Origin of the sequence: Sphingobacterium sp. BIGb0116, from assembly GCF_024808035.1 — a bacterium.
GTDB lineage: Bacteria > Bacteroidota > Bacteroidia > Sphingobacteriales > Sphingobacteriaceae > Sphingobacterium > Sphingobacterium paramultivorum.
Map to the genome: position 1 here is coordinate 293,221 of NZ_JANUDT010000009.1, position 24,392 is coordinate 317,612.

19 protein-coding genes are annotated in these 24,392 nt (G+C 38.7%); 8 read left to right on the forward strand and 11 right to left on the reverse strand.

All coding sequences use genetic code 11. From position 1 onward, the window contains the following. Nucleotides 1–201: 201 nt before the first annotated feature. Nucleotides 202–4,620, forward strand: a complete 4,419-nt coding sequence (gene dnaE, locus M2419_RS21095; RefSeq protein ID WP_153847737.1) for a DNA polymerase III subunit alpha — start codon at nt 202–204, stop codon at nt 4,618–4,620. 124 nt (nt 4,621–4,744) lie between these two features. Next, entirely contained in the window at nt 4,745–5,065 is a 321-nt protein-coding gene (trxA, locus tag M2419_RS21100; RefSeq protein WP_046671752.1) for a thioredoxin, read from the forward strand. 543 nt (nt 5,066–5,608) lie between these two features. Here the strand turns inward: trxA and rplI are convergent. The 7 genes from rplI to M2419_RS21135 form a co-directional block, all read right to left on the reverse strand. Further along, nucleotides 5,609–6,052, reverse strand: coding sequence for a 50S ribosomal protein L9 (rplI, locus tag M2419_RS21105; protein ID WP_046671751.1), 444 nt, complete (start codon nt 6,050–6,052; stop codon nt 5,609–5,611). Nucleotides 6,053–6,067: 15 nt separating this feature from the next. Then, the gene (gene rpsR / locus M2419_RS21110; RefSeq protein WP_028071347.1) at nt 6,068–6,331 is read right to left on the reverse strand and encodes a 30S ribosomal protein S18; all 264 of its coding nucleotides are present in this window, start codon (nt 6,329–6,331) and stop codon (nt 6,068–6,070) included. After that, on the reverse strand, nt 6,331–6,699 hold the full coding sequence (gene rpsF, locus M2419_RS21115; RefSeq protein WP_046671750.1) for a 30S ribosomal protein S6: 369 nt from the start codon (nt 6,697–6,699) through the stop codon (nt 6,331–6,333). The genes rpsR and rpsF overlap by 1 nt, the downstream gene beginning before the upstream one ends. Nucleotides 6,700–6,846: 147 nt before the next feature. Next, nucleotides 6,847–7,725: a 4-hydroxy-tetrahydrodipicolinate synthase gene (gene dapA, locus M2419_RS21120; protein WP_159731291.1), complete on the reverse strand. Its 879-nt coding sequence runs from the start codon at nt 7,723–7,725 to the stop codon at nt 6,847–6,849. Nucleotides 7,726–7,762: 37 nt separating this feature from the next. Continuing rightward, complete coding sequence (gene ligA / locus M2419_RS21125) at nt 7,763–9,787, reverse strand: NAD-dependent DNA ligase LigA (RefSeq protein WP_182330800.1); 2,025 nt, start codon at nt 9,785–9,787, stop codon at nt 7,763–7,765. A 119-nt stretch (nt 9,788–9,906) separates the two neighbouring features. Further along, nucleotides 9,907–10,938 (reverse strand): glycosyltransferase family 2 protein, encoded by a 1,032-nt coding sequence (locus M2419_RS21130; RefSeq protein WP_159731295.1) that lies wholly within the window; start codon nt 10,936–10,938, stop codon nt 9,907–9,909. Continuing rightward, nucleotides 10,935–11,801, reverse strand: a complete 867-nt coding sequence (locus M2419_RS21135) for a lysophospholipid acyltransferase family protein (RefSeq protein WP_159731297.1) — start codon at nt 11,799–11,801, stop codon at nt 10,935–10,937. Before M2419_RS21135 ends, M2419_RS21130 begins: the two co-directional genes overlap by 4 nt. Before the next feature lie 87 nt (nt 11,802–11,888). Here M2419_RS21135 and M2419_RS21140 point away from each other — a divergent pair, with 87 nt between their 5' ends. Both M2419_RS21140 and M2419_RS21145 read left to right on the forward strand, forming a co-directional pair. Next, complete coding sequence (locus tag M2419_RS21140) at nt 11,889–12,500, forward strand: WbqC family protein (protein WP_259255563.1); 612 nt, start codon at nt 11,889–11,891, stop codon at nt 12,498–12,500. A 63-nt stretch (nt 12,501–12,563) separates the two neighbouring features. Then, nucleotides 12,564–13,250, forward strand: coding sequence for a hypothetical protein (locus tag M2419_RS21145; RefSeq protein WP_075994001.1), 687 nt, complete (start codon nt 12,564–12,566; stop codon nt 13,248–13,250). 5 nt (nt 13,251–13,255) lie between these two features. Here M2419_RS21145 and M2419_RS21150 read toward each other — a convergent pair whose 3' ends face one another. Both M2419_RS21150 and M2419_RS21155 read right to left on the reverse strand, forming a co-directional pair. Next, nucleotides 13,256–14,257 (reverse strand): YihY/virulence factor BrkB family protein, encoded by a 1,002-nt coding sequence (locus M2419_RS21150; protein WP_153847732.1) that lies wholly within the window; start codon nt 14,255–14,257, stop codon nt 13,256–13,258. Between the two features lie 35 nt (nt 14,258–14,292). Further along, a complete protein-coding gene (locus tag M2419_RS21155) occupies nt 14,293–16,059 on the reverse strand; it encodes a long-chain fatty acid--CoA ligase (protein ID WP_159731301.1) in 1,767 nt (588 codons plus the stop codon). Nucleotides 16,060–16,321: 262 nt separating this feature from the next. On the opposite strand from M2419_RS21155, the gene M2419_RS21160 reads away from it, so the two are divergent. Next, complete coding sequence (locus tag M2419_RS21160; protein ID WP_120333413.1) at nt 16,322–16,822, forward strand: hypothetical protein; 501 nt, start codon at nt 16,322–16,324, stop codon at nt 16,820–16,822. 55 nt (nt 16,823–16,877) lie between these two features. Here the strand turns inward: M2419_RS21160 and M2419_RS21165 are convergent, their stop codons facing one another. After that, nucleotides 16,878–18,623, reverse strand: a complete 1,746-nt coding sequence (locus M2419_RS21165; protein WP_259255564.1) for a M61 family metallopeptidase — start codon at nt 18,621–18,623, stop codon at nt 16,878–16,880. 336 nt (nt 18,624–18,959) lie between these two features. Here M2419_RS21165 and M2419_RS21170 point away from each other — a divergent pair, with 336 nt between their 5' ends. Next, on the forward strand, nt 18,960–19,826 hold the full coding sequence (locus tag M2419_RS21170; protein ID WP_153847729.1) for an N-acetylglucosamine kinase: 867 nt from the start codon (nt 18,960–18,962) through the stop codon (nt 19,824–19,826). An 11-nt stretch (nt 19,827–19,837) separates the two neighbouring features. Beyond that, entirely contained in the window at nt 19,838–20,362 is a 525-nt protein-coding gene (locus M2419_RS21175) for a glutathione peroxidase (protein WP_075993996.1), read from the forward strand. 150 nt (nt 20,363–20,512) lie between these two features. Here M2419_RS21175 and M2419_RS21180 read toward each other — a convergent pair whose 3' ends face one another. Next, on the reverse strand, nt 20,513–21,649 hold the full coding sequence (locus tag M2419_RS21180) for a serine hydrolase (protein WP_259255565.1): 1,137 nt from the start codon (nt 21,647–21,649) through the stop codon (nt 20,513–20,515). A gap of 226 nt (nt 21,650–21,875) precedes the next feature. On the opposite strand from M2419_RS21180, the gene M2419_RS21185 reads away from it, so the two are divergent. After that, nucleotides 21,876–24,392: a TonB-dependent receptor gene (locus tag M2419_RS21185; protein ID WP_153847727.1), complete on the forward strand. Its 2,517-nt coding sequence runs from the start codon at nt 21,876–21,878 to the stop codon at nt 24,390–24,392.

A 24,392-nucleotide genomic window follows, 5' to 3' on the forward strand; every position in this document is an offset into this window, starting at 1 on the left:
AAAAGGAAGATCGAGGAGTTTATGATCCTGTTTCTTATTAAAGCGTAGCTAGCGGCCGGTATCGTGTGAAGCTAGATTTTCTTTAGTGGATTTTCGCAAAAATCTGACACAATCTTCTCTAATAATTTCGTAAATTTCAAGTTCAAAAAAATGTAAATTGTCTTGCATTTAATGTATTGTATTAAAGAGGGTTAGAATTTTATGTATATTATTTTCGATACGGAAACGACGGGTTTGCCTAAGCGTTGGGACGCACCAATTACCGATACGGACAATTGGCCTCGCTGTATTCAGTTGGCTTGGCAAATTCATGATGAGATGGGAAATTTGGTCGAACATCACGATTTCTTGATTAAGCCAGATGGATTTGATATACCCTATGACTCTGAAAAAATACACGGCATATCGACGGCATTGGCAGAAGAGCAGGGGGTGCCGCTTCAGGAGGTCCTAGAGAAATTCAATGTGGCATTGAATAAAGCCAAGTTTGTTGTTGGACAAAATATTGGTTTTGATTTGAATATCATGGGCTGTGAATTTTACCGTTATAGTGTTGCGTCTAATATGGCTAATATGCCTGTATTAGATACCTGTACGGAAGTAACAGCTGAACTCCTGAAAATTCCAGGTGGTCGCGGTGGTCGCTTTAAATTACCTAATTTGACCGAGCTGCATTCCTATTTATTTGGAGTACCGTTTGCTGAGGCACATAATGCAACAGCCGACGTTGAGGCGACAACACGTTGTTTTCTGGAGCTTGTCAGAAGAGAGGTTTTCACTACTGAGGAACTTCAGGTCGATACGGGCTACTTTGTCGATTTTAAAACGAACAATCCTGGTCCTATACCCACTGTTGGACTGAAACATATCAACCTAAAAGCAGCTTCTGATGAAATTAGAAAACGGTCTCAGCCAGATGAAGTCAAGGTTGTCGTTGATGCGGACGCGTTAGCAGCTTTAAAGGATGCCAAATTTGCCCATTTGCATAATCACTCTCAGTTTTCGATTCTGCAGTCGACGATGTCGTACGATAAGTTAGTTTCGGCAGCAGTCAAGGATAATATGCCTGCTGTTGCGTTAACGGACCACGGAAATATGATGGGGGCTTTTGAGTTTGTTTCTCGTGTTATAGGCCATAATAAAGAAGTTGAAGCGCAAAATGCGGAGGCTGTTGAAAATGGACAGGAACCTACTGGTCAGCTTTTAAAGCCAATTGTTGGTTGTGAATTTTTTGTTTGTGAAAACCACAAAGATAAGTCGAGGAAGGATAATGGTTATCAGATTGTGTTATTAGCGAAAAATAAACGCGGGTACCATAATCTGGCTAAACTGGCTTCTTTTGCTTATACGTCCGGGTTCTATTATGTTCCGCGGATTGATAAGGATCTTATTCTTCAATATAAAGAAGATGTTATCGCTTTGTCAGGTAACTTACAAGGCGAGGTGCCGAATAAAATACTGAATATTGGTGAGAGCCAGGCCGAAGAAGCCTTGCTGTGGTGGAAAGAACAATTTGGGGATGATTTTTATCTTGAATTGATGCGTCATGGTCAGGAAGATGAAGATCGTGTGAACCAAACGTTGCTGAAGTTTTCCCGTAAATATGAGGTTAAAACTGTTGCGACCAATAATACGTATTACGAGAAGAAAGGCGATGCGCATGCACATGATATTTTGCTGTGTGTGAAAGATGGTGAAAAGCTCTCAACGCCAAAAGGTAGGGGACGAGGGTTCCGTTTTGGCTTACCGAATCAGGAGTATTATTTCAAGTCTTCGGATGAAATGAAGGCTCTATTTAAAGATTTGCCCGAAGCGATTTTAAATATCCAGGAGATTGTCGATAAGATAGAGATATTTAAGTTAAACCGAGATGTCCTTTTGCCTAAATTTGATATACCCGAAGAATTTCAGGTGGAAGCCGATCTTGAAGATGGGGGAAAACGTGGTGAAAATAAATACCTGGCCCATCTTTGTTATGTGGGGGCTGAGAAACGCTATGAAGAAATTACGACTGATATTCGAGATCGCCTAGACTTTGAGTTGGCTACCATTGAGAAAACAGGGTATCCAGGTTACTTTTTGATTGTTCAAGATTTTATTGCGGCAGCCCGAGATATGGGTGTCTCTGTGGGGCCAGGACGGGGATCTGCAGCTGGTTCAGCGGTGGCCTATTGTTTGGGAATTACCAATATCGATCCGATTAAATATGACTTGCTTTTCGAGCGTTTCTTAAATCCTGACCGTGTATCCATGCCCGATATTGATATCGATTTTGATGATGAGGGGCGTGGACGGGTTATGCAATATGTAATTAATAAATATGGTGCTAGTCAAGTTGCCCAGATTATTACCTACGGTACAATGGCTGCAAAGTCATCTATCAAAGATACAGCTCGTGTATTGGATTTACCTTTAGGGGATGCCAATGAAATTGCCAAGCTGATTCCGAATCTTAAATTATCCAAGATTTTTACTTTAGATGACGCCGGCTTAAAGGAAAAACTGAGGACTGAGGAAATTGAAGCTGTTAATAGATTGAAATCTATTGCTGATGGTGCTGGATTGGAAGCTGAAACGATCAGACAGGCCCGGGTTTTGGAGGGGTCTGTACGAAATACAGGTATCCATGCCTGTGGTGTTATTATTACGCCAGACGATATTACTAATTTCGTTCCTGTTTCTTTGGCAAAAGACTCGGATCTTTATGTGACGCAGTTCGATAACCACGTTGTTGAAAGTGCCGGTTTGCTGAAAATGGACTTTTTGGGTTTAAAGACACTGACACTGATAAAAGATACGGTCGAAAATGTCAAATTAAGCCATGGTATCGTGCTGGATCCGGATCAATTTCCGATCGACGATGAGCTTACCTATGAGCTCTTTCAACGTGGAGAGACCATAGGGGTGTTTCAGTATGAATCTCCTGGAATGCAGAAGTACATGCGAGACCTTAAGCCGACGGTATTTGCCGATTTGATTGCGATGAATGCACTCTATCGTCCGGGCCCAATTGAGTATATCCCAAGTTTTATTAAGCGGAAGCATGGTATAGATCCTATTGTTTACGATTTGGATGCCTGTGAGGAATATTTGAAAGAAACTTATGGAATTACGGTATACCAGGAGCAGGTAATGCTTTTGTCTCAAAAGTTAGCTGGATTTTCGAAAGGTGATGCCGACGTTTTGCGTAAGGCCATGGGTAAGAAGCAAAAAGCTGTACTGGATAAGATGAAGCCTAAGTTTGTTTCGCAGGCAGAGGAGAAAGGGCATAATGCAAAAGTTCTGGAGAAGATCTGGACCGACTGGGAAGCTTTTGCAAGTTATGCATTTAATAAATCCCATTCTACCTGTTATGCTTGGGTTGCCTATCAAACAGCCTATTTGAAAGCGCATTTTCCGGCGGAATATATGGCTGCCGTACTTTCTAATAACATGAATGACATCAAGCAGGTGACATTCTTTATGGAGGAATGTAAACGTATGGGACTAGAGGTACTTGGTCCTGATGTGAATGAATCTTATTATAAGTTTACGGTAAATGAATCTGGAGCTATTCGTTTTGGGATAGGTGCGGTTAAAGGTGTCGGGGCAGGAGCAGTAGATGCTATCGTGCAAACACGGCAATCAGGATTGTATAAATCTGTTTTCGATATGGCCAAACGGATTGATCTTCGTGCGGTCAACAAGAAAGCTTTCGAGAGCCTGGCTTATGCTGGTGGTTTTGATAGTTTTGACAATACGCATCGTGCACAGTATTTTCATTCGGATGAAAGTTCAACAGGAATGGAAAAGGCGATACGATTCGGCCAGCGTTTTAAAGAAAATGAAAGTTCGGCCCAGGCGAGCTTGTTTGGTGTAGGTGGTGCTGCAGAATTGCCGGAACCCGTTTTGGCACCATGTCCGCAATGGGGATTGATTGAAAAGCTTAAGTATGAAAAAGATGTTATCGGTATTTATTTGACCAGTCACCCCTTAGATACATACCGGTTTGAAATTGAACATTTTTGTCAGAATTCGGTTTCAGATTTGGCATTGATCAATAAGGTTAAGGCGGCAGAGGTCGATGAAGAGACTTTGCTTGAGTTTAATCGGATCAAGAATAAAGAATTGGTGATTGGTGGCATTATCGCATCGGCAAACCATCGATTGACAAAGACTGGTAAGCCTTTTGCGTCGTTTATCATAGAAGATTATAGTGATTCTTATGATATGGCAGTTTTTGGCGAAGAATACGTCAAGTTGAAGGGATATTTGCAAGAGGGCTATTTTGTGCAATTACGGGGTTTGGTACAGGAACGTTTCAGACAGGTTGGAAATTGGGGCTTTGAGCTGCGTAGTGTACAGTTACTTTCGGATCTTCGTGAGAAGATGGCGAAGAGTTTTACGATTAATATTCCTTTACCTAAGTTGAATGAAGCATTTCTTGACGGAATCAAAGATATACTGGCGCAAAATGAGATTGAGGGGGTTGTGCCAAATTGTCAATTAAAGTTTAAAATTTGGGATCCCCAAGATGAAATATCTGTCGAAATGCCAGCTAAAAGTCTGAAAATAAACCTAACAAATGAATTTTTGGACTGTATAGATAAGTTTGAAGGGATAAATTACCGATTGAATTAGTTTGGATTGGAATTTGTGTAATTAAGATTACAAATACATTGGTAGTTGTTACTATCTTTGTTTATTGATTTTAGCAATTAAATAGTATTAAAGATATAACTTCGGTTTATAAAATTAAAAGATTATGGCATTAGAAATTACAGATAGCAACTTTGAAGAAGTTGTCTTAAAAGCAGACAAACCAGTATTAATTGATTTTTGGGCAGAATGGTGTGGTCCTTGCCGTATGGTAGGTCCTGTGGTTGAAGAACTGGCTAAGGATTATGAAGGTAAAGCTGTTGTAGGAAAAGTAAATGTGGATGAAAATCCAGAGATTTCTGTTCGTTATGGCATTCGTAATATTCCAGCTTTATTGTTCTTTAAAAATGGAGAAATAGTTGATAAACAAATTGGAGCTGTTCCAAAATCAGTATTGAACGAGAAATTAGAAAAACAATTAGCATAACTTAGCTAAATAATAAAAAAAGCCTGAAATATTATATTTCAGGCTTTTTTTTGTTTTTAAAATCCAATTTTTTTGATTTTATTTCGAATTTTAGTTGTTTTGTGTCTGTATTTTATTTGTTTTAGTGTGATTTTATATATTTATATTGTTTTTTAACAGTGTAATGTTTTGTATTTTTTGTGTTTTTGTGTTTTAATATGGTTTTGTTGTTAGTTTTAATCTATTTGTGTTTAATTTCTGATAAAAAATCAATTTTATTTGCAAAAACCAATATTTTTTGCTTCTTTTGAGTATTGAAATTGGTTTTCGAAAAGAATTTGTTTCGATTTTTCGGTTTTGATATTGTTTTTTTTGACTCGATGATTTAGGAGTTGTTTTTTTGAAAAAAAATAGAAATTGACAAAGATTTTCCCTTTCAAATACCCTAGATTATGCCTCGCGTTGCTCTCCGTAACGCGAGTTTTTTTTGGGTAAAGTATGGTAAAAATAAAAGCGGCTATCCTTTCGGATAGCCGCTTTTTATTATTGACTAAATAAACTGAATTATTCAGCAATTACTTCGAAAGGAACTTGAACTTTCACTTCTTTGTGTAAGTTTAAGTTTGCGATGTATTCACCTAGTTCTTTAGGTTCTACTTCGAAAGTGATACGACGACGATCTACATCAAAACCTTTTGCTTTCAACGCATCAGCAATTTGAATGCTGTTTACTTTACCAAAGATTTTACCAGATTCACCTGCTTTAGCACCGATTGAAAGTTTGATAGCTTCCAATTTACCAGCTAATTCAGTAGCGTCTTTTTTGATTTTTTCTTGTTTGAACTGAGCTTGTTTGATGTTCTCAGCTAAAACTTTCTTTGCAGATTCAGTCGCTTGGATAGCAAATCCTTGCGGGATTAAGTAGTTACGACCGAAACCTGGCTTTACATTAACGATATCGTTTTGCTCACCTAAGCCTTTGATATCTTGTTTTAAAATTACTTCCATTTTCTATCGTCCTCCTTATTTAATTGCATCAGCTAAGTAAGGTAATAAGCCGATGTGACGAGCACGTTTAACAGCTTGAGCTACTTTACGTTGAAATTTCAAAGATGTACCAGTTAAACGACGAGGTAAGATTTTACCTTGATCATTTACAAATTTCATCAAGAAGTTAGCATCTTTATAATCGATATATTTGATACCATTCTTTTTGAAACGACAGTATTTTTTACGGTTGTCCTCTACTTTAGGAGCAGTTACGTATTGGATATTTTCGTTAGCCATTAGTTTGCACCCTCCTCAGTTTTAGTTTCAGCTTTTTTGTTGAATGCACCGCTACGTTTTTTCTCGTTGTATGCTTTAGCATGTTTGTCTAAGCTTACAGTCAAGAAACGCATAATGCGCTCATCACGTTTGTATTCAACCTCTAATTTATTGATTAATTCACCTGGAGCCTTGAATTCAGTTAAGTGATAAAATCCAGTAGTTTTTTTCTGGATTGGATACGCTAATTTTTTCAAACCCCAATTGTCTTCAGCGACAATCTCGGCTCCGCCTTCTGTTAAGATGTTTTTGAATTTTGCGATTACTTCTTTCGCAGCATCATCAGAAAGCAACGGGGTAAGAACGATTACAGATTCGTACTGTTGCATTGTGTTAATTAATTTTGTTATTTAAAATTCCACTTTTGTGGAAGTGCAAAGGTAGTTATTATATTGTTATGTTGCAAAGCTTTGAAATAAAAAAGTTTAGATCCTTTGGAGGGATCTAAACTTTTCTCAACCGAACTAGGCTATATTTTAGTTCAATTTCTTTAATTCTTCTTTGATAGCTGCCTGTATTTTCTCGCTAACAGGGACTAAAGGAAGTCGTAATTGATCTTTTCCGATCCCCAATTCCTGTAGAATATATTTTACACCAGCAGGGTTTCCTTCAATAAAACACAGGTCTGTAATGTCAAGGAGTTCATTATGGATCGATCTAGCTTCCGCATAATTGCCTTCAGCGCATAACTTAGCTAATGTGGCGACCTTTTTCGGTAACGCGTTTCCGATCACTGAGATGATACCAGCTGCTCCAAGAGACATCATCGGCAAGGTAACCGGATCATCTCCGGAGATCAAGAGAAATCCTGTGGGTTTATCCCGTAGAATTTCGCTGAATTGCGCAAAATTTCCAGAAGCCTCTTTGATGGCTACGATATTTGAAAAATCATTGGCCAGTCGTAATGTTGTCTGTGCTGTTATATTGCTGCCCGTACGCCCAGGTACATTGTATAAAATAACCGGAAGTGGAGAGGCGTTTGAAACAGCCTTGTAATGCTGGTAAATGCCTTCTTGTGTTGGTTTGTTGTAATAAGGAGATACGGATAAAATCGCGCAGAAGCCTGTTGGATCAAAGCTCTTAATTTGTTCCACAATTTCGACAGTATTATTTCCACCAATTCCAGCAACCAAAGGAAGTCTACCGTTCACGCGCTTGACAGTAAAATCCCAGATACGCTTTCGTTCATCATTGGTTAAAGTGGCAACTTCTCCAGTTGTACCTAAAGAAACCAAATAATCCATACCTTCGTTGATTTGCAAGTCAATTAGCTGACCTAATGCTTCGAAATCAACAGATTCATCTGAGTTAAAAGGAGTGACTAATGCTACCCCTGCGCCGTGAAGCTCGTTCATCTTGTTTTTGTATTTATATAAATTTAATTAAAAAAACTTACTTGGGATTAATGAGTTCAAAGAGTTCTTTATCATTAATCATCGGGATACCCAGTTTTTCTGCCTTCGCTAGTTTGGACGGTCCCATTTTATCTCCCGCTACGAGATAGCTTAATTTGGCAGAAATGGAAGATAACATCTTTCCGCCATTGCTTTCAATTACTGCTGCTAGCTCTTCACGTGAATGATCTGCAAATACACCGGAAATCAGGAAGGTTTTCCCTTCAAGTGCATTGCTAGCAAGGATGATCTCCTTTTCTTCAATTTCGAAATTTAAGCCATAATTTCTCAGTGCGACAATCTGTTGTTGATGAATTGGATTGTCTAGGTATTCTTTGACACTCTCCGCAATACGGCGTCCAATATCTTGTACTCCTTCGATTTCCTCTGTCGAGGCTTGTGCTAGTGCATCAATATTTTTGAAATGCTGAGCTAATTTTTTTGCAATCGTCTCGCCGACATGACGTATTCCAAGCGAAAATAAAACTTTTTCAAAAGGTTTTTCTTTGGATTTTTCGATGCCGTTGAGCATGTTATCGATTGATTTTTGACCGAAGCGTTCGAGTTGTTGTAGGTCATCTTGATGGTCTTTGAGTCCATAGATGTCAACGATATTGTTCAACAAACCTTTCTTGAAGAAAGTATCTACGGTCTCGTCTCCCATTCCTTCGATGTCCATCATTTTTCGTCCGATAAAATGCTGCATTTTGCCAACAATTTGTGGCGGGCATCCAGTTTCATTAGGGCAGTAGTGTACGGCTTCCCCTTCTTGTCGTATGAGTACTGTGTCGCATTCCGGACAAGATGTAGGGTAGACAAAACTTGTTGATCCTGCTAATCTTTTCTCGAGGTTTACCCCAATTATTTTAGGTATAATTTCGCCCCCTTTTTCTACAAAGACAGTGTCATCTTCGTGTAGGTCGAGACGTGCGATTTCATTTGCATTGTGTAAGGAAGCGCGTTTTACCGTTGTGCCTGCCAGTTGTACAGGTTGAAGATTGGCAACAGGTGTAACAGCGCCGGTACGTCCAACTTGATAACTAATCGAGTTCAGTTTGGTTTCTACACGCTCTGCTTTGAATTTATAGGATATTGCCCAACGCGGATTTTTGGCAGTAAAGCCAAGTTCCTCCTGCTGTGCGTAATCATTTACTTTAATAACAATTCCATCAATTTCATAACCTAGGTTATGACGTTCGACATCCCAGTAGTCAATAAATGCAAAAACATCGGTTAACGTGCTGCACTTTCTGCTATGCTCGCTGACGTGAAACCCCCAGTCTTTGACATGGTTTAAGCTATTCCAATGGTCGTGAAATAGATTTGTTCTGTTGTCGCAGTACAAAAAGTAAAGGAAACAGTCCAATGGGCGTTTTGCAACTTCAGCAGAATCTTGGAGTTTGATGGTTCCAGAGGCGAAATTTCTTGGGTTGGCATAGGTTTGCTCCTCATTATCGGCTCTTTCCTTATTCAGGCGGAGAAACGCTGATTTGTGCATAAATATTTCACCTCGTATTTCGAATTGATCTGGATAATCTCCTTCTTTGAGTTTGATCGGTATAGAACGAATGGTTTTAACATTGTTTGTGACAACATCGCCTTGTGTACCATCACCGCGCGTAACGGCTTTACTTAGCAGGCCATTTTCATAAGTCAAGCTGATGGATAAACCGTCAAATTTTAATTCACAAACATATTCGAAGTGATCGCCGATAATTTTGCGGATTCGCTGGTCGAAGTCAAGTAATTCCTCCTGATTGTATGTGTTGCCCAATGAAAGCATTGGCCAGCGGTGTTTTTCCGTTTGAAATCGGGAGGTAATGTCTCCACCAACACGCTGTGTAGGGGAGTTGGGGTCGGCAAAGTTGGGATATTGAGCTTCCAGCGCTTCGAGTTCCTTTAATTTAAGGTCGAAGTCGTAGTCCGAAATAACACTGTTCGCCAATACATAGTATTGATAGTTATAATGGTTGAGCTCTGCCGTTAAGTCTTTTATCTTTTTTTCAATATCCATCACCAACATTTTGCAAAATTACAAATAAAAAGTACGTTTAAATAAAATAAATAAAGAATCTTGTCGTAATGACTGCTTTATTTTTAAAATGCGTTTTTCTGCATTTTATGTTACAGGGAAATAATACGCTATTTGAAATCCTCTGGATTTAGCTGAGAAAATTTATGTTTGTTATTTGTGTAAAAATCAATGATAATCGATTTTGTGTACTGCCCTTTTGTATTTTCTTTCACCTTGTATTTTTTTCGTTTTTTAGCATTTTTGAAAATATTCAAGAAGAAATACTGATGTGCGCGACTGATTGCCCAGGCATCCTTGGGTTTCCTGTCGATCAGAAACTTAGCAAGGGCTGCAAAGTCAAACCAAAGCCTGATGAAAATAATCCATATTGCTTTGCCCAGCGGCAGGTTTTTCTGCAGCATGACCATGTTATTCCTAAAATTGAGATAGGTCTTTTTGGGATTACTTGCATTGAGGGTGCCCCCACCAACATGATAAACAATAGATTTAGGACAATAGCCTATCCCATAGCCCATTTTCTTTAATCGCCAACACAGATCGATTTCCTCCATATGAGCAAAGAAATCTTCGTCAAGTCCATCTGCCTCTTTCCAGGCTTCTGAGCGAATAAAAAGTGCCGCTCCAGATGCCCAAAAGATTTCGGATTCATTATCGTACTGTCCAGCATCATCTTCTACTTCATGTAGGATTCTACCTTTACAGAAAGGAAAGCCAAAGTAATCCAGGTAGCCACCGGCCGCTCCGGCGTGTTCGAACTTCTGCTTGTTATGAAATGAGCGTATTTTGGGCTGTGCTGCTGCTAGGGAAGGGTTTCTTTCCAAGTACTCAATCACTGGTTCAATCCAGTTTTGGCTCACTTCGACATCCGAATTGAGGAGTACATAGTAATCAGCATTTACACGCTGCAGTATTTTGTTATAACCGCCTGCAAAGCCATAGTTTTTATCATTTTCAAGGATAGTAATCGTCGGATAGTACTGTTTCACAAATGAAATTGAATCATCATCGGAGGCATTGTCTCCAATGACAAATTCGACATTCGGATACGAACTGTTATATACGGATGGTAAAAATTTTTCCAGAAAAAATCGGCCATTCCAATTGAGGATAACGACAGCTACTTTTGGTAATTCACTCATTTTCTACGTTTTCTTTTCCAGCGATTATGTGACCATAACCAATATTCTGGGTTTTCACGAATAAGCTGTTCAGCAAATTGATTGTGTATATCGGTAATTTCATGTTCTCCAAAGCCACTTGGATCTTCGATTAAAGTAACGAATTTACAGAAATATTGCCCTCTTTTGGGCTTTCTTCCGATATAGCAATAGACCACAGGTGCTTTACTTATTCTAGAAAGTCTTTCGGCTCCTGTATAGACCAATGTTTCCTGATTTAGCCAATTAATAAAATAATCGGAATCCGAATACAGCGGTGTTTGATCGGCAACGAGTATACTGATATTGGGCTGGCCCTTCAACTTTACAATATGACGGAGTATTTGTTTCATTGGTACCATTTCGGCGCCAAACCGACCTCGCATATCATTGTATACTGTGTCAATGTCTTTGTTGTTGAGTGGTTTGTATACAATCAGCGTAGGGAAGTTTGTGATTAAGCTCAAACGGTGAATACCAAGCTCCCAATTGGCATAATGTGAGGTCACCCCAATTACGTTTTTGCCCGCTTCGAGGTGTTTCGTCAATTCTTCTACATTATCCAAAGTTATCTTTTTCTTGACTTCCTCAGCCGTAATCGTTTTCAATTTGATCGATTCGACAAGAAGATCCGGGAAAAAACGATAAAACTTTTTGGCAATCACCAGACGTTCTTTATCCGTTTTTTCTGGAAAAGCATTCTTTAAGTTCTGAAATACAATATTCTTCCTATATCCAATAATATAGTAGAGTATGTAATAAAGCCCATCGGAGATCAAATATAGAAACCAATAGGGGAGAAGAGAGATGATATAGATTAATGCGTTTAACGCTTTTTGTTTCATGCTATAGCTAAAATTCCCAGTGTTCTTTACAAATATCCTTAATTTAAGTTATTTTTGCGTCACTTATAACAAAAATCATCAGTTTTTATGGAATCGCAGTTATTACTTCCGGCATGTTATCTTCCACCAATATCCTATTTTCATACGATACAAGAGCATAATCTTCCGTTGATCATCGAGAAATATGAGCATTTTCAAAAGCAGAGTTATCGTACGCGGGCCCGCATTGCTTCAGCAAATGGTGTGCAGGATTTGATCGTACCCATTCAACATGGCAATAAAGAACGTGTTCCTATGAAAGATATTCGGATAAGCTATGAGTTTGACTGGCAGCGTTTACATTGGCTAAGTATTCAGACAGCTTACCGTAGCTCTGCATATTTTGAATATTATGAAGATGATTTTATGCAATTCTATGAGGAAAAGTTTGCGTATTTGGTAGACTTTAATGTTGCTCAATTAGAACTCATTCTAAAATCGATCAAACTTAAACGAACATTAGGGTTTACGGAAGAATATGTTGCTGCGCCTTCGGAAATGATCGATTTCCGTAACCTGATCCATCCTAAAAAAGAAAGTGTATTGCGTGATCCAAAAGAATATTATCAGGTTTTTTCTGATAAAAATGGATTTTATCCCGATTTAAGCATTATCGATTTGCTATTCAATCAAGGACCACAATCAAAAAGTTACCTGTAGCCTGACGGTTTTTTGAACAAAATGCGTTTAATATTGTTGTTATTCAATATTGAACGCATTTAAATGAAACATTTCTTTTTTACTTTTCTTCTTTTTTCTTTGTGTTGGACTTTCGCGCGGGCTCAGGGCGGTGTTGATACGATACATTATCGAAAAGTTTACTATTGGGGTACAACGGGAATGGGCTTCCCGATCGGAAAAACCAAAGATATACTTTCGCCAAAGTTTTCTGGTAGCATTGGTTTGGATATCTCCCTGAAAAATCCAATGTTTTTTGTATCCCCCACACTTTATACACTTTCATTCAAGTATAAGCAGCGATTGGTCGATCCTAATTTTGAGTATCGTATCGAAGATGCAAATACCAATTTCTATACCCTTTCATTTTCGGGGGGCATTAGGAAGCAGATGCGATTATTGAATATCTATGGTTTTGTAGGCCCTGGTGTAGGATTGACGAGTGAGCCAAGGGCAAATGTGCTCGCGGACCAAAAGCTTATTAAGATGGAAAATAAAAATCACCTGAATTTCTCCAGCAAAATAGGTGCTGGAGCAGATTATAAATTTAACGGCTTCTTTTTAGGGCTTGAGCTTGGTTATCTCCATAATTTTAGGAAGATACAGGATACTCCTGTGAATATTTTTACCGTTATGGTGGGATTAAAATCCGATATTACACAAATTGGGGATAAAGTCATCAATGTCATTGGCATCGATGGTTCCATTAGTGGCAAAAAAGAGAAAAAATAGACGACTTATTTTAAGACCTGAATAGTATCTCCAACATGTGCTTCGGCGTCGCTGCCTGTTTTTTTAACTTTTTCCGTTTGTTCAACCGCTACTGCAAATGTAGACGGAATAATGCCTGCGCCAAATTTAATGGCATAAAATTTGGTGAATTCCGCGCCAAAGTACAATATCGCAGCCGAATAGTAGATCCATAATAACATGACAATGATAGATCCTGCGGCTCCGTAAAAGCTTGCTGTGGAGGAAAGGTTCAGATAGATTGAAATGCCGTACCTGCCTAACATAAAAAGTAAGCCTGTAAAGATAGCTCCGCCAAGCATGTCTCTGAATTTTACTTTAGCATCCGGAAGGAAGGAAAAGATAAAGCCAAATAAAATGACAATGACCGAAAATGTGATACCCGTATTGACCCATGAAATGAGTGCAATCGGAATAAAAGGAAAATAAGTCATGACTAAATTGGTCACGGCAACGATAACTCCGTTGATCATGAGTGAGGCAATTAGCAAAAAGCCAAGGGCGATCACGATGGAAAAAGAAATCAACCTGTTGATGATTAATTTTAGCCATCCTTTTTTTGGTTTCGGTTTTACTTTCCAGATATTGTTTATTGAATCCTGTATATCAACGAATAAGGTCGTGGAGGACAGAATCAATGTAACGATACCAATCGTGATCCCCATATTAGATTTATTCTCGAAAGTTATCTTCTGAAGATAGGACTGGATCTGTGTGGTCACATCCTGACCAAAAAGAACCATGACTTCCTCCAGCACCTGATCCTGCGCTGAAGATCCACTTTGAAGATGTTCTCCATAGAAAAATCCGATACACCAGATAACAATCATAAGAAGTGGGCCGATGGAGAAGACGGTATAATAAGCCAATGAAGCACTCTTCTTCATACATTTGTCATCATTGAATCCATTAAAGGCATCAACTAAGACATGCCAAATGCTTTTCCAGTAGGCGAGTGTAAATAAATCTCGTAGTGTAACGTGCTTCATAATAAGATGATCAGCTCCAATAATCGTGCAAATTGTTACTCTTGGTTTTGTTCCTGATACAATTTGTCGATTGCGGCTTCGTTCTCTTTTAAAATAATTTTTCGTTTTAGACTCAATTTTGGTGTCAATTGACCGTCGTTTATTGTCCATTCCTTTGGAAGAAGAATAAATTTCTTGACAATTTCCCAATGTCCAAAGTTAGTAGATAATCGGTTAATTTCTTCTTGATATTTTTGGATTACTTCCGGATTTTTGATGATTTCTTCGTTTGAACCACTGGTAATACCTTTTTGGTTTGCCCATTTGGACAGCACATCAAATGCGGGAACAATCAAGGCTCCGGGAAATTTTCTATTTTCTCCAAAAACCATGACTTGTCCGATTAATGTAGACTCCATGAGTTTGTTTTCAATGGATTGGGGCGCGATATATTTCCCACCTGCCGTCTTAAACATTTCTTTTTTTCGATCGGTTATTTTTAGGAAACCATCGGACGTAATTTCTCCAATATCGCCCGTCTTGAAAAAACCATTATCGTCAAAAGCTTCTTTTGTAGCTTCTTCATTTTTATAATAGCCTGTCGTGATACTAGGGCCCTTGACAAGAATCTCACCATCTGAAGCAATTTTAACTTCTAAGTTTTTCAGGGGTTTACCTACAGTTCCAAATTTCAACCCATTGGGCAAGTAAGAGTTTACAGCAATAACAGGAGATGTTTCAGTCAGGCCATACCCCTCAAGTACATTAAGCCCAGCGGCCCAGAATACACGCGCTAAACGCTCTTGAAGAGCTGCACCACCGGATACAATGATCTTAATATTTCCGCCAAGAGCTTCTTGCCATTTCGAAAATATCAGTTTTCTAGCGATCGCAAGTTTGAACTTGTAAAGCGGTCCATTATGCTCCGGTTCTTGAAATTTCAAACCAAGATCAACAGCCCAGAAGAAAATTTTCTTTTTTAATCCAGTTAAGGCTTTCCCTTTTTCAATAATCTTATCGTATACTTTTTCCAGGACACGGGGTACGGTGGTGAATACATCCGGTTTGACATCGTTGATATCGGCAACAACATTGTCTAAGGTCTCGGAGAAATAGATCTGGATTCCTTTCGAATAGTACATATATACCACCATGCGTTCAAAAATATGGCATAGCGGAAGAAAGCTTAGTGCTGTTTTGAAATCCGATCGGATGAGATGATTGCATGCCAAGACGTTGCTGTATACATTTTTGTGGGACAGGTATACGCCTTTAGGGCGTCCTGTGGTACCTGAAGTGTAGATCAGTGTCAATAGATCATCTTCTGTAACAGCCTCTCGAAGTGGAGCAAGGTCGGTTTCGTCATCTTTTGCTGTTTCGATGAATGTTTTTAGCTGCGTATAATTTTCAATAGCATCAAATGTATACAGTTGCGGGTGTATACCGTGCTCCTTGATGGCTTGTTCAATACGGTCCGTCAATTCTCTGTTGCTGACAAATAGTACGTTGACATCCGAGTCATTTACAATAAACGAAAGATCCTGTGCGGATAAAGTGGGATAGAGGGGGACAGTTGCGAGACCTATTTGATTGCAGGCAAAATCAACTAAATTCCACTCGGGTCTGTTGCCGGACATGATTCCTACCCGATCACCTTTTTTGAGACCTAATTGCAGTAACGCCCTGCTTAAGGTGTCAATTGCGTCGGTGTATTCTTTGGTAGAATATGTCTTCCACTGGCCATTTCCATCTCGCCCTGCCACCATGATGTCCTTTGCGTATTTTTCTTTATATAAGGTTATAAAGTCAAAAATTCTGCCCATATCACTTGAGTTTATTTGGTTACTACTACATGCTGTATTGACCTAAATATACAGAAATAAAGTTGGATAATTTGGGATTATTGTCATAACAAATTAAACATTGTTTCGTTATAGCTGTAATGGATATTTACCCTATTGAAAAGGTCCTTCGTAGGGGAAGTTCTGGTAAATAGTTTTTTATGTGCACTGCAATTATATTGCATATAAAAAGCAATTTATCTATGTTTGGAAAAATGTAAAGCAAAAAAAGCGTACGATTTTTATGAAAAAAATATTTTTGGCTGTCGGTGGAATGCTGATGTTTGGAGCATTATCCAATAGAGCTATGGCTCAGTTGGACAATAGGGGTGCTATTGGTGGACGATTCGGGTCTGCTCAGGGAATTACATATCGTCACACGCTTAACTCGGACCATGCATTGGAAGGAATTATGAGTATTCAGAGCAATTCTGATTTTCGCCGTTTCCGCGTTGTGGGCTTATATGAAATCTATAAACCATTGACTGCTGGGTTTAATTGGTATTATGGTTTTGGTGGCAGTATCGGTTCTTATAAGGAGAAAGACAAAATTATAGATGGTCAGCGCCATTCATTTGATTCACAGCTTAATCTAAGTATTGACGGTATCGTAGGTATTGAATATAATATTCCGCAGGCACCGTTTCAAATCTCATTGGATGTAAAACCATATTTTGATTTTCTAAACGAATCCAGTATCAAATTATTTGATCCGATCGGTTTTTCGGTAAGATATAAATTTTAAAAAAAGAATAGCGGGATTTCCCGCTATTCTTTTTTTAAATGATAATACTTCTGTGTTAGGCCATCCAGATTTTACCTAGCAATTCCTGTAGAAAAGTTTGTTCTTTGAGCGGACGGATTTCGTATATCTTTTTATTGCTCTTTCTGATTTGAACAGGGATTTCTCGCACTAAACCATCTCGTGCCACCAGGAAGTTTAATGTTTCCCCCTCTTTGGCATGTTGAACAATGAAATCAATTTCCTTGTCTTTAACATCGAGCCTGTTATTATTAATTGCAATCAGTTCGTCTTTTACACTTAATCCGGCATCATACGCACCAGAATCTTTTTCCACTGTCGCTACCGAAATTAACCCATCCACTTTGTTGGTTGTAATACCTAGTGTCAACGTGTTGTTATTAACATTGGTATCAACAATTTCATAACCAACGAGATTAAAATAATCGTTGTATTCCAGTTCTCCGTCCTGATGAGCAGCATTGAAAATGTCGTCCAGCGAAGTGCCTGCGATACGTTCAGCAAGGCTTCTCAATTCATTTTCTTCAAATCCACGATCAAGTTTTAGGAAGAACTCCTCATAAGCCTCGCGGATAACATCATCCAATTTTAGTCTACCTTCTGTAGCGGCAATAATTTTAATATCCAACAATGCTGTCAGCATTGCACCTTTGTTGTAATAGGAAATTCCTGAATTCATCGAATTTTCATCAGGCTTATAATATTTAATCCAGGTATCGAAACTTGAGGCTGCTGCAGACTGTATCGTATGCCCTGGACGGTTTAATACAATGTTGAAATCGTTAGCTAGCAAAGCGAGGTACTCTTTTTCATCATAGAATCCACAGCGTTTAATAATTAAATTATCATAGTACGAAGTGAATCCTTCCATGATCCAGAGGCCCGTGGTATAGTTTTCGGCATCGTAATTAAACGGTCCTAATGCTTTTGGACGTAAGCGTTTCACATTCCATAGGTGAAAATACTCATGTGCAACGAGACTCAAATAGTTTTTGTAGCTTGTCTCATTTAGATACGCATTTCTCGAGGCTCCCAATACTGTTGAATTGAGATGTTCTAGACCTCCACCTCCAGATTGGTAGTTGTGGGTAATAATGACATATCGCTCATTGGGGTTCGAACCCCAGATGCGGGTTTCCTCTTCGACGATACGTGTGATATCTTTCGTCAGGCGTTCTTTATCATAGCTTCCACCTCCGACCATGGCGCATTCATGTTCGACGCCGGCAGCTTGGAATTTCCAGACATCCTGGTTCCCAGCTTCGATGGGCGTATCGTATAATATGTCAAAATTTGGTGCATAAAACTTACGTTCTTCAATTTGTTCGAGTCCAGTTGATATACTTGCCCAAGAATCTTTTAGTGCTATGCTGATTGTCGAAGGATTGTCTATACGGCCATCTATATGAAAGAAAGTTGCCGTAGGCACAATGAAAGCATGGTCACCATCGAAAAAGTTGGTACGCACAGAAACTTCAAAACCGTATACGGCGTAGATTACTTCGATCTGATCCAAAGATTCTGTGGGTATTCGCCAGGTGTTCTTTGAAATTTTCTGGTAGGCAATTGTATTTCCTGTTTTGTCAAATGATCGGAATCGTTCTACGTTTTTAGCATATTCACGAATTAAATAAGATCCAGGAGACCAGACCGGCATTTTTAGATCGACATAAGACTGATTGAGCTTTGCGATGCTCATTTTTACTTCGATATAATGAGCTTGTGCTTCTGAAAATGATACCTCAAAATGTATTTCGGGTATATTGAAATGGTCACTGTCCATGAAAAATGATTTTAGTATGAGCTTACAAAATTAAAAGTATCGTACGCTTAACCAAACAAAAAAATAGATTGTTGGTTCTACAATTATGAATCAGCGTGCTCCGTCATTGTTCTTTTAGTAGAAAAAGAACAATGACGGGAAGCAGCTAATAGTACCCTCCAATATACATAAATTTATTTAAGAAATGAGGTGTAAATCGATAGGCATAATAGCTGCTTTGGATGAAATACCGGTTTTTATTGGGCTGGGGAGATGAAGCAAAAAATCTGTTTTTTATCAGAATTTTTGCTAAGTTTGATACAGTAGTTTATAGGGGGAAAATAATCAAGAATTTGTATGATCTTAGTTGTTGATAGCGGCTCTTCAAAGTCGGATTGGAAGTTGGAATTGCCAGATAGTGCGCCTATCTCATTCAGTACAAATGGACTCAATCCTTTTTTTGTGAATGAAAAGGAAATCACACGTGTTATTAAGGAAATACCCGAAATTATTCCCTATGCCGATGAAGTTACTGAGTTGTATTTTTTTGGTGCAGGATGCATTACACCTGATCGTCGGGAAATGGTTTCAAATGCATTGACACCCTTATTCGAAAATGCTTACATTTCTGTTGAGAATGATCTTTTTGGGAGTGCTATAGCGACCTGTGGTAATAAAAAAGGTTATGTAGCGACATTAGGGACAGGGTCTGATTTGAGTTTTTTTGATGGAGAGGAGCTGATGCCCTCGCATAATGGAAATGGCTATGTATTGGGTGATGAGGGGTCGGGGGCATATTTTGGAAAAAATCTTGTCAGACTTTTTCTATATGGCCGTATGCCGAAAGATCTGAACGAAAAATTTGCGAACAAATACAGAATCAATAAAGAGATCGTGATCAAAAATGTTTATCAAAAAGAACGCCCAAATGCTTTCTTAGCATCGTTTGCGCCGTTCATGTCCGATAATATTACCCATCCCTTTATTATTGATCTGGTAAAGAGTGGATTCGAAGAATTTGTTCAAGCTTCGATTTTGACCTATCCGGACTATAATAAATATGCATGTCACTTTGTAGGTTCTATTGCTTATAGTTTTGATTTAATTTTACGGGAAGTCTGTGAAACACATCAGATAAAGGTAGGTACCATTTTAAAATCTCCTATCAACGAGCTTTTTGATGCGGTACTGGAAAGAGAGAGTAATTCATTGTTAAGTCTTTAAAATAATTAAATATGATTATTGCAACTATTATGGTGTATATGTCAATGTTATTTGGCAATCCCAATTTTTATGATTTTAAGTTTACGACACTTGATGGGCAAGAAGTGAAAATGTCCGATTTCAAGGGAAAGAAAATATTGATCGTGAATACAGCCTCAAAATGCGGTTTCACAAAACAGTACAAAGATCTGGAGGAATTGCACAAAACCTTTGGCGATAAGCTCGTCATTATTGGCTTTCCGGCAAATAATTTTGGACAACAGGAACCCGGGTCAAATGCGCAGATTCAAGAGTTTTGTGAACAAAATTATGGTGTTGATTTTCTAATGGCCGAAAAGGTCGATGTCAAAGGAGATCAAATATCACCCTTGTTTAAGTATTTGACCGCTCAGGAGAACCCAGATTTTAAAGGTGAAATCAAATGGAACTTTGAAAAGTTTTTGATTGATGAGAACGGTAAACTTGTACATCGTTTCCGTTCAGCGACGAATCCGCTGGACCCGGCTATTGTAAATTGGGTAGAAAACAAGAAATAGTAAAAATAACAAAAAAAAAAGCTGCAAAATCTGCAGCTTTTTTTTGTTATTGTCCATTCGATCCGAGGGCCTCTGGTTTTTCCCATAAGCCTCAGCAACAAGGTTGGATTTTATTGGTTTGGCTTTTGTTTATTTGATGTAAGCTGTTGCCTATTTGATATATGCATCGTACAAGGCTCCTATGCAGTCTTTAAGCAAAGGGTTGAAGTCATCGCTATCGGGAATATTGCAGCCATTGGTTATCACAATAAATCCATATTTTTTCTTTGGATTGAAAAACAGGGCACTATATAGTCCATATGCCGAACCGGTATGTCCTGTCAGGGTAACACCATGGACAATTTTTGCATTGTTCATAATCGCTAACCCATAGCCCGATTCTTTATTTACAGCTGTCTGCATAATCTTCGCATACTTTCTAGTGATGATGTTTTTTTTCTGACTATGGCCGTAATTCATATGCATCATCATGTATCTGGCTAAATCTAAGGCAGATATTTTCATTCCACCTGTCGGAGAAAGCACAGGAGTGCTATACCCCAAGATGTACTGATTGAGTTCTTCCCGACGTGGATTATAGGCACTGGGCTCTTCATGTGGATTTCCCTTTTCATCAAAGGCATATAAGGAAACCAATCTCTTCTGATCCAAGGAGTCTATACAGTAACCACCATATAAGTTGAGCGGTTTGAGGATATGATTAACAATGTAGCTGTCGACACGTGTATTGGTCAGTTTCTCTAGGACGGCTCCTGCCATATTAAAATTGAGATTACAATATTGGTATTGTGTGCCGGGTTCATAAAGATTGTAGGAATCTTTCCAATTTGGGTTCTTGGACGGATTGATGACATCTAGGTTGAAGTAACCGTTTTTATCATTGACGCTGGACGTATGAGAAAGGATCATCCGGAGTGTGATTTTTTTTTCTGGATAATTGGGGTTTCTGATTGGAAAACCTATCAAATCCCCGAAGTCGTCGTCTAACTTGCATCGGCCGTCTGCTATTAATTGCATTAATGATGTTGCAGTGAATGACTTTGAAATAGAAGCAATTCTAAAGAGGTCATTTTCTCCGAGAGCCGTTTTGGTTTCCAGGTTTTTGTAACCATAATTTTCGTGGTATTCAATTTTATTGTTTTTGACGACGACCACACTGAGCCCTACAGCATTATACCGACGCATAATTTCTGTGAGATCATGATCGATCTGTGTGTGCTGGCCCAACAAAAATGTGGGAAAGAATAGAAAAATAAAGACGGAGAGTAGGAGCTTATGCTTTCTCATTGAATTGATTGGTTGGAATGTTAGTTATGGTATAAATGTAATGAAATCCTTATGATTAATAGAAATAGTTACAATGAATCCTTGCAACATATAATAAATGCTCCATAGCTGAATCATTCACATATTACAATAACAAGCTATTTTTATTTAAAACTATTCTAAACAATAAAATAATATCGTATGTTTGCGCCGACAAATAATTTTTACGAACTCACAATTTATTAACATGAAAAGAACTTTTCTAGGACTTGTTTTAAGTCTAGGATTGGTAGGAGCAATTCATTTGGATGCATCGGCGCAAAGTAAGGGGATACATGGCCGTGTTAAAACCAAAGATGGTGCACCAATTGAATCGGCTACAGTAACCATAGTTTCTTTAGGTAGGTCTACGTCGACTTCCGGTGATGGAAGCTTCCATTTTTCTAATCTTCCAGATGGAACCTATACTATTCGGATCAAAAGTATCGGAAATGGAGCTGAGGAGCGTACCATCGAGGTTAAAAATGGAAAGGCGACAGCCATTAATGTTTCTTTGAATATTTCTGAATCTCAATTGGAACAAGTGGAAGTGGTGGGCTACAACTCGCATAACAGTAAAACTGTTAATGTAGGTAAAGCAGGTATTATTGATCGGGATTTGCCGCAGAGTGTACAAATTATAAACGAACAGGTTATTGCGGATCAACAGGTTAATCGCCTGAGTGACGCGCTAAAAAATGCAAACGGTGTCGCGATGGGAGCGAATCGCGGTGGGGTCAACGAAAATTTTTACGCAAGGGGCTATAGCTTAGGCGGGAATAATATATTTAAAAATGGTGCGCGAACCAACAATGGAGGTTCGATTGAGGCAAGCACTTTGGAATCTGTAGAGATTTTAAAAGGAAGTTCTGCTTTGTTATATGGCGGTGTATCTGGTGGGGCCGTTGTAAATCTAGTTACGAAAAAGCCTAAATTTTATTATGGAGGCGAGGCTTCAATGCGCGTAGGAAGTTATGACTTCTATAAACCAACAGTGGATGTGTATGGTCCAATTTCCAATAAGGTTGCATTCCGCGTTATCGGAACTTATGAAAAGGCGGGTAGCTTTAGGGATCAGGTCACATCAAAACGTACTTACGTGAATCCTTCTGTTTTATATAAAATATCCGATAAAACTGATCTCAACTTTACATTCGATTACTTAAAAAGTGATTTTACTCCAGACTTTGGAATGGGAACTGTGGATGGAAAGTTGAATAATGAAGTTGGCAGAAACACTTTTATGAATGTGCCTTTTGCTTTCAACAGAACAAATACCTCAAACGGGCAGATCAATTTGAACCATAAGTTTAATGATTCATGGAATTTAAACGCAATAGCAAGTTACCAAACATACGATCGTGATTATTATGGATCAGATCGGATTCAAGCGAATAAAAATGGAATTGCTCCGCGGAGTTTAACCCGATCCAAATCAAATGAGTTTACGGCCAACCAGCAATTGAATCTAACCGGAACTGTAAAAACAGGATCTATCAAGCATAAGATCCTGGTGGGAGCAGATGCCGATCAATCGCATTCAAATGCGTATGCCTATAAAATTGATGCATCTAAAAATGTGGGCGGTGTATACGATTCCATTTATGTCTTTAATCCCTCACAAACTGCGCAGCATTTGGCTTCGGGAAATGGACTTCGAACAGATATGCCACAAGCTGATCTATTGACCAAAACAACAACGGATATCTTCCGTTATGGTGCATTTTTTCAGGACTTAATAGAAGTTACTGAACAATTTAAAGTATTGGCTGGTGTTCGCTATACGTATCAGCGTACACCGAATTCGGAAAAGTATACTTATGCGACGAATCAATCGGAAGAGATTATTAATCTAGATGGTCAAAAAAATCCGATCGGAGCAAAAGTCGACAAAGCATGGTCGCCTAAATTTGGATTGATCTATCAGCCGATCCGTTCATCGAGTGTCTATGTTACTTATGCAAATAACTTTACATCGAATTCGGGATACGATGTGAATTATCAACCCTTGGCTCCCTCCATCATCGATCAGTATGAAGCAGGTGTGAAAAATGACTTTTTCAATGGTAGGTTATCCGCAAATGTTGCTTGGTATAGAATTAATAACAATCGCTTTGCCCAACAATTATTGGTACTTCCGGATGGAACAAGCAATAGCGATGCAAATATGAAAGAATTTTCTGGAAAGACGGCTTCCAGCGGATTGGAAGTTGATGTTACTGGAACCTTACTTCCAGGATTGAATGTTATCGCCGGTTATTCCTACAATTATATGCGTTATACCGAAACCAATCCAATTTCAAGTTATACAACCATCGTTGATGGTAAGGAGAAAGTGACTGAAATCTCTGGAAACGAAGAAAATGTACGTTTGGTAGGAACTACAGCACATACGGCTAATGGAACCGTGTTTTATACCATTCAAAATGGAGCAGTTAAGGGACTGAAATTAGGTTTTTCTGCATTTTATACAGGTAGACGTAATGCAGGTTGGAATAATACAAAGATCAACGTACGCGACGGTCTTAATCGTTTGATCTCCGTTAGTCCATTTACAACCATAGATTTCTCCGCTGGTTATGCGTATAAAAACTGGAGTATTTTGGGTAAATTATCCAATATCACCAACGCGTTTAACTATTATATCCATGAAAACTATAGTGTGAATCCGATTCCGCCGCGTAGTTTTATGGCAACTTTAGCATATAAATTTGAGAAGAGGTAA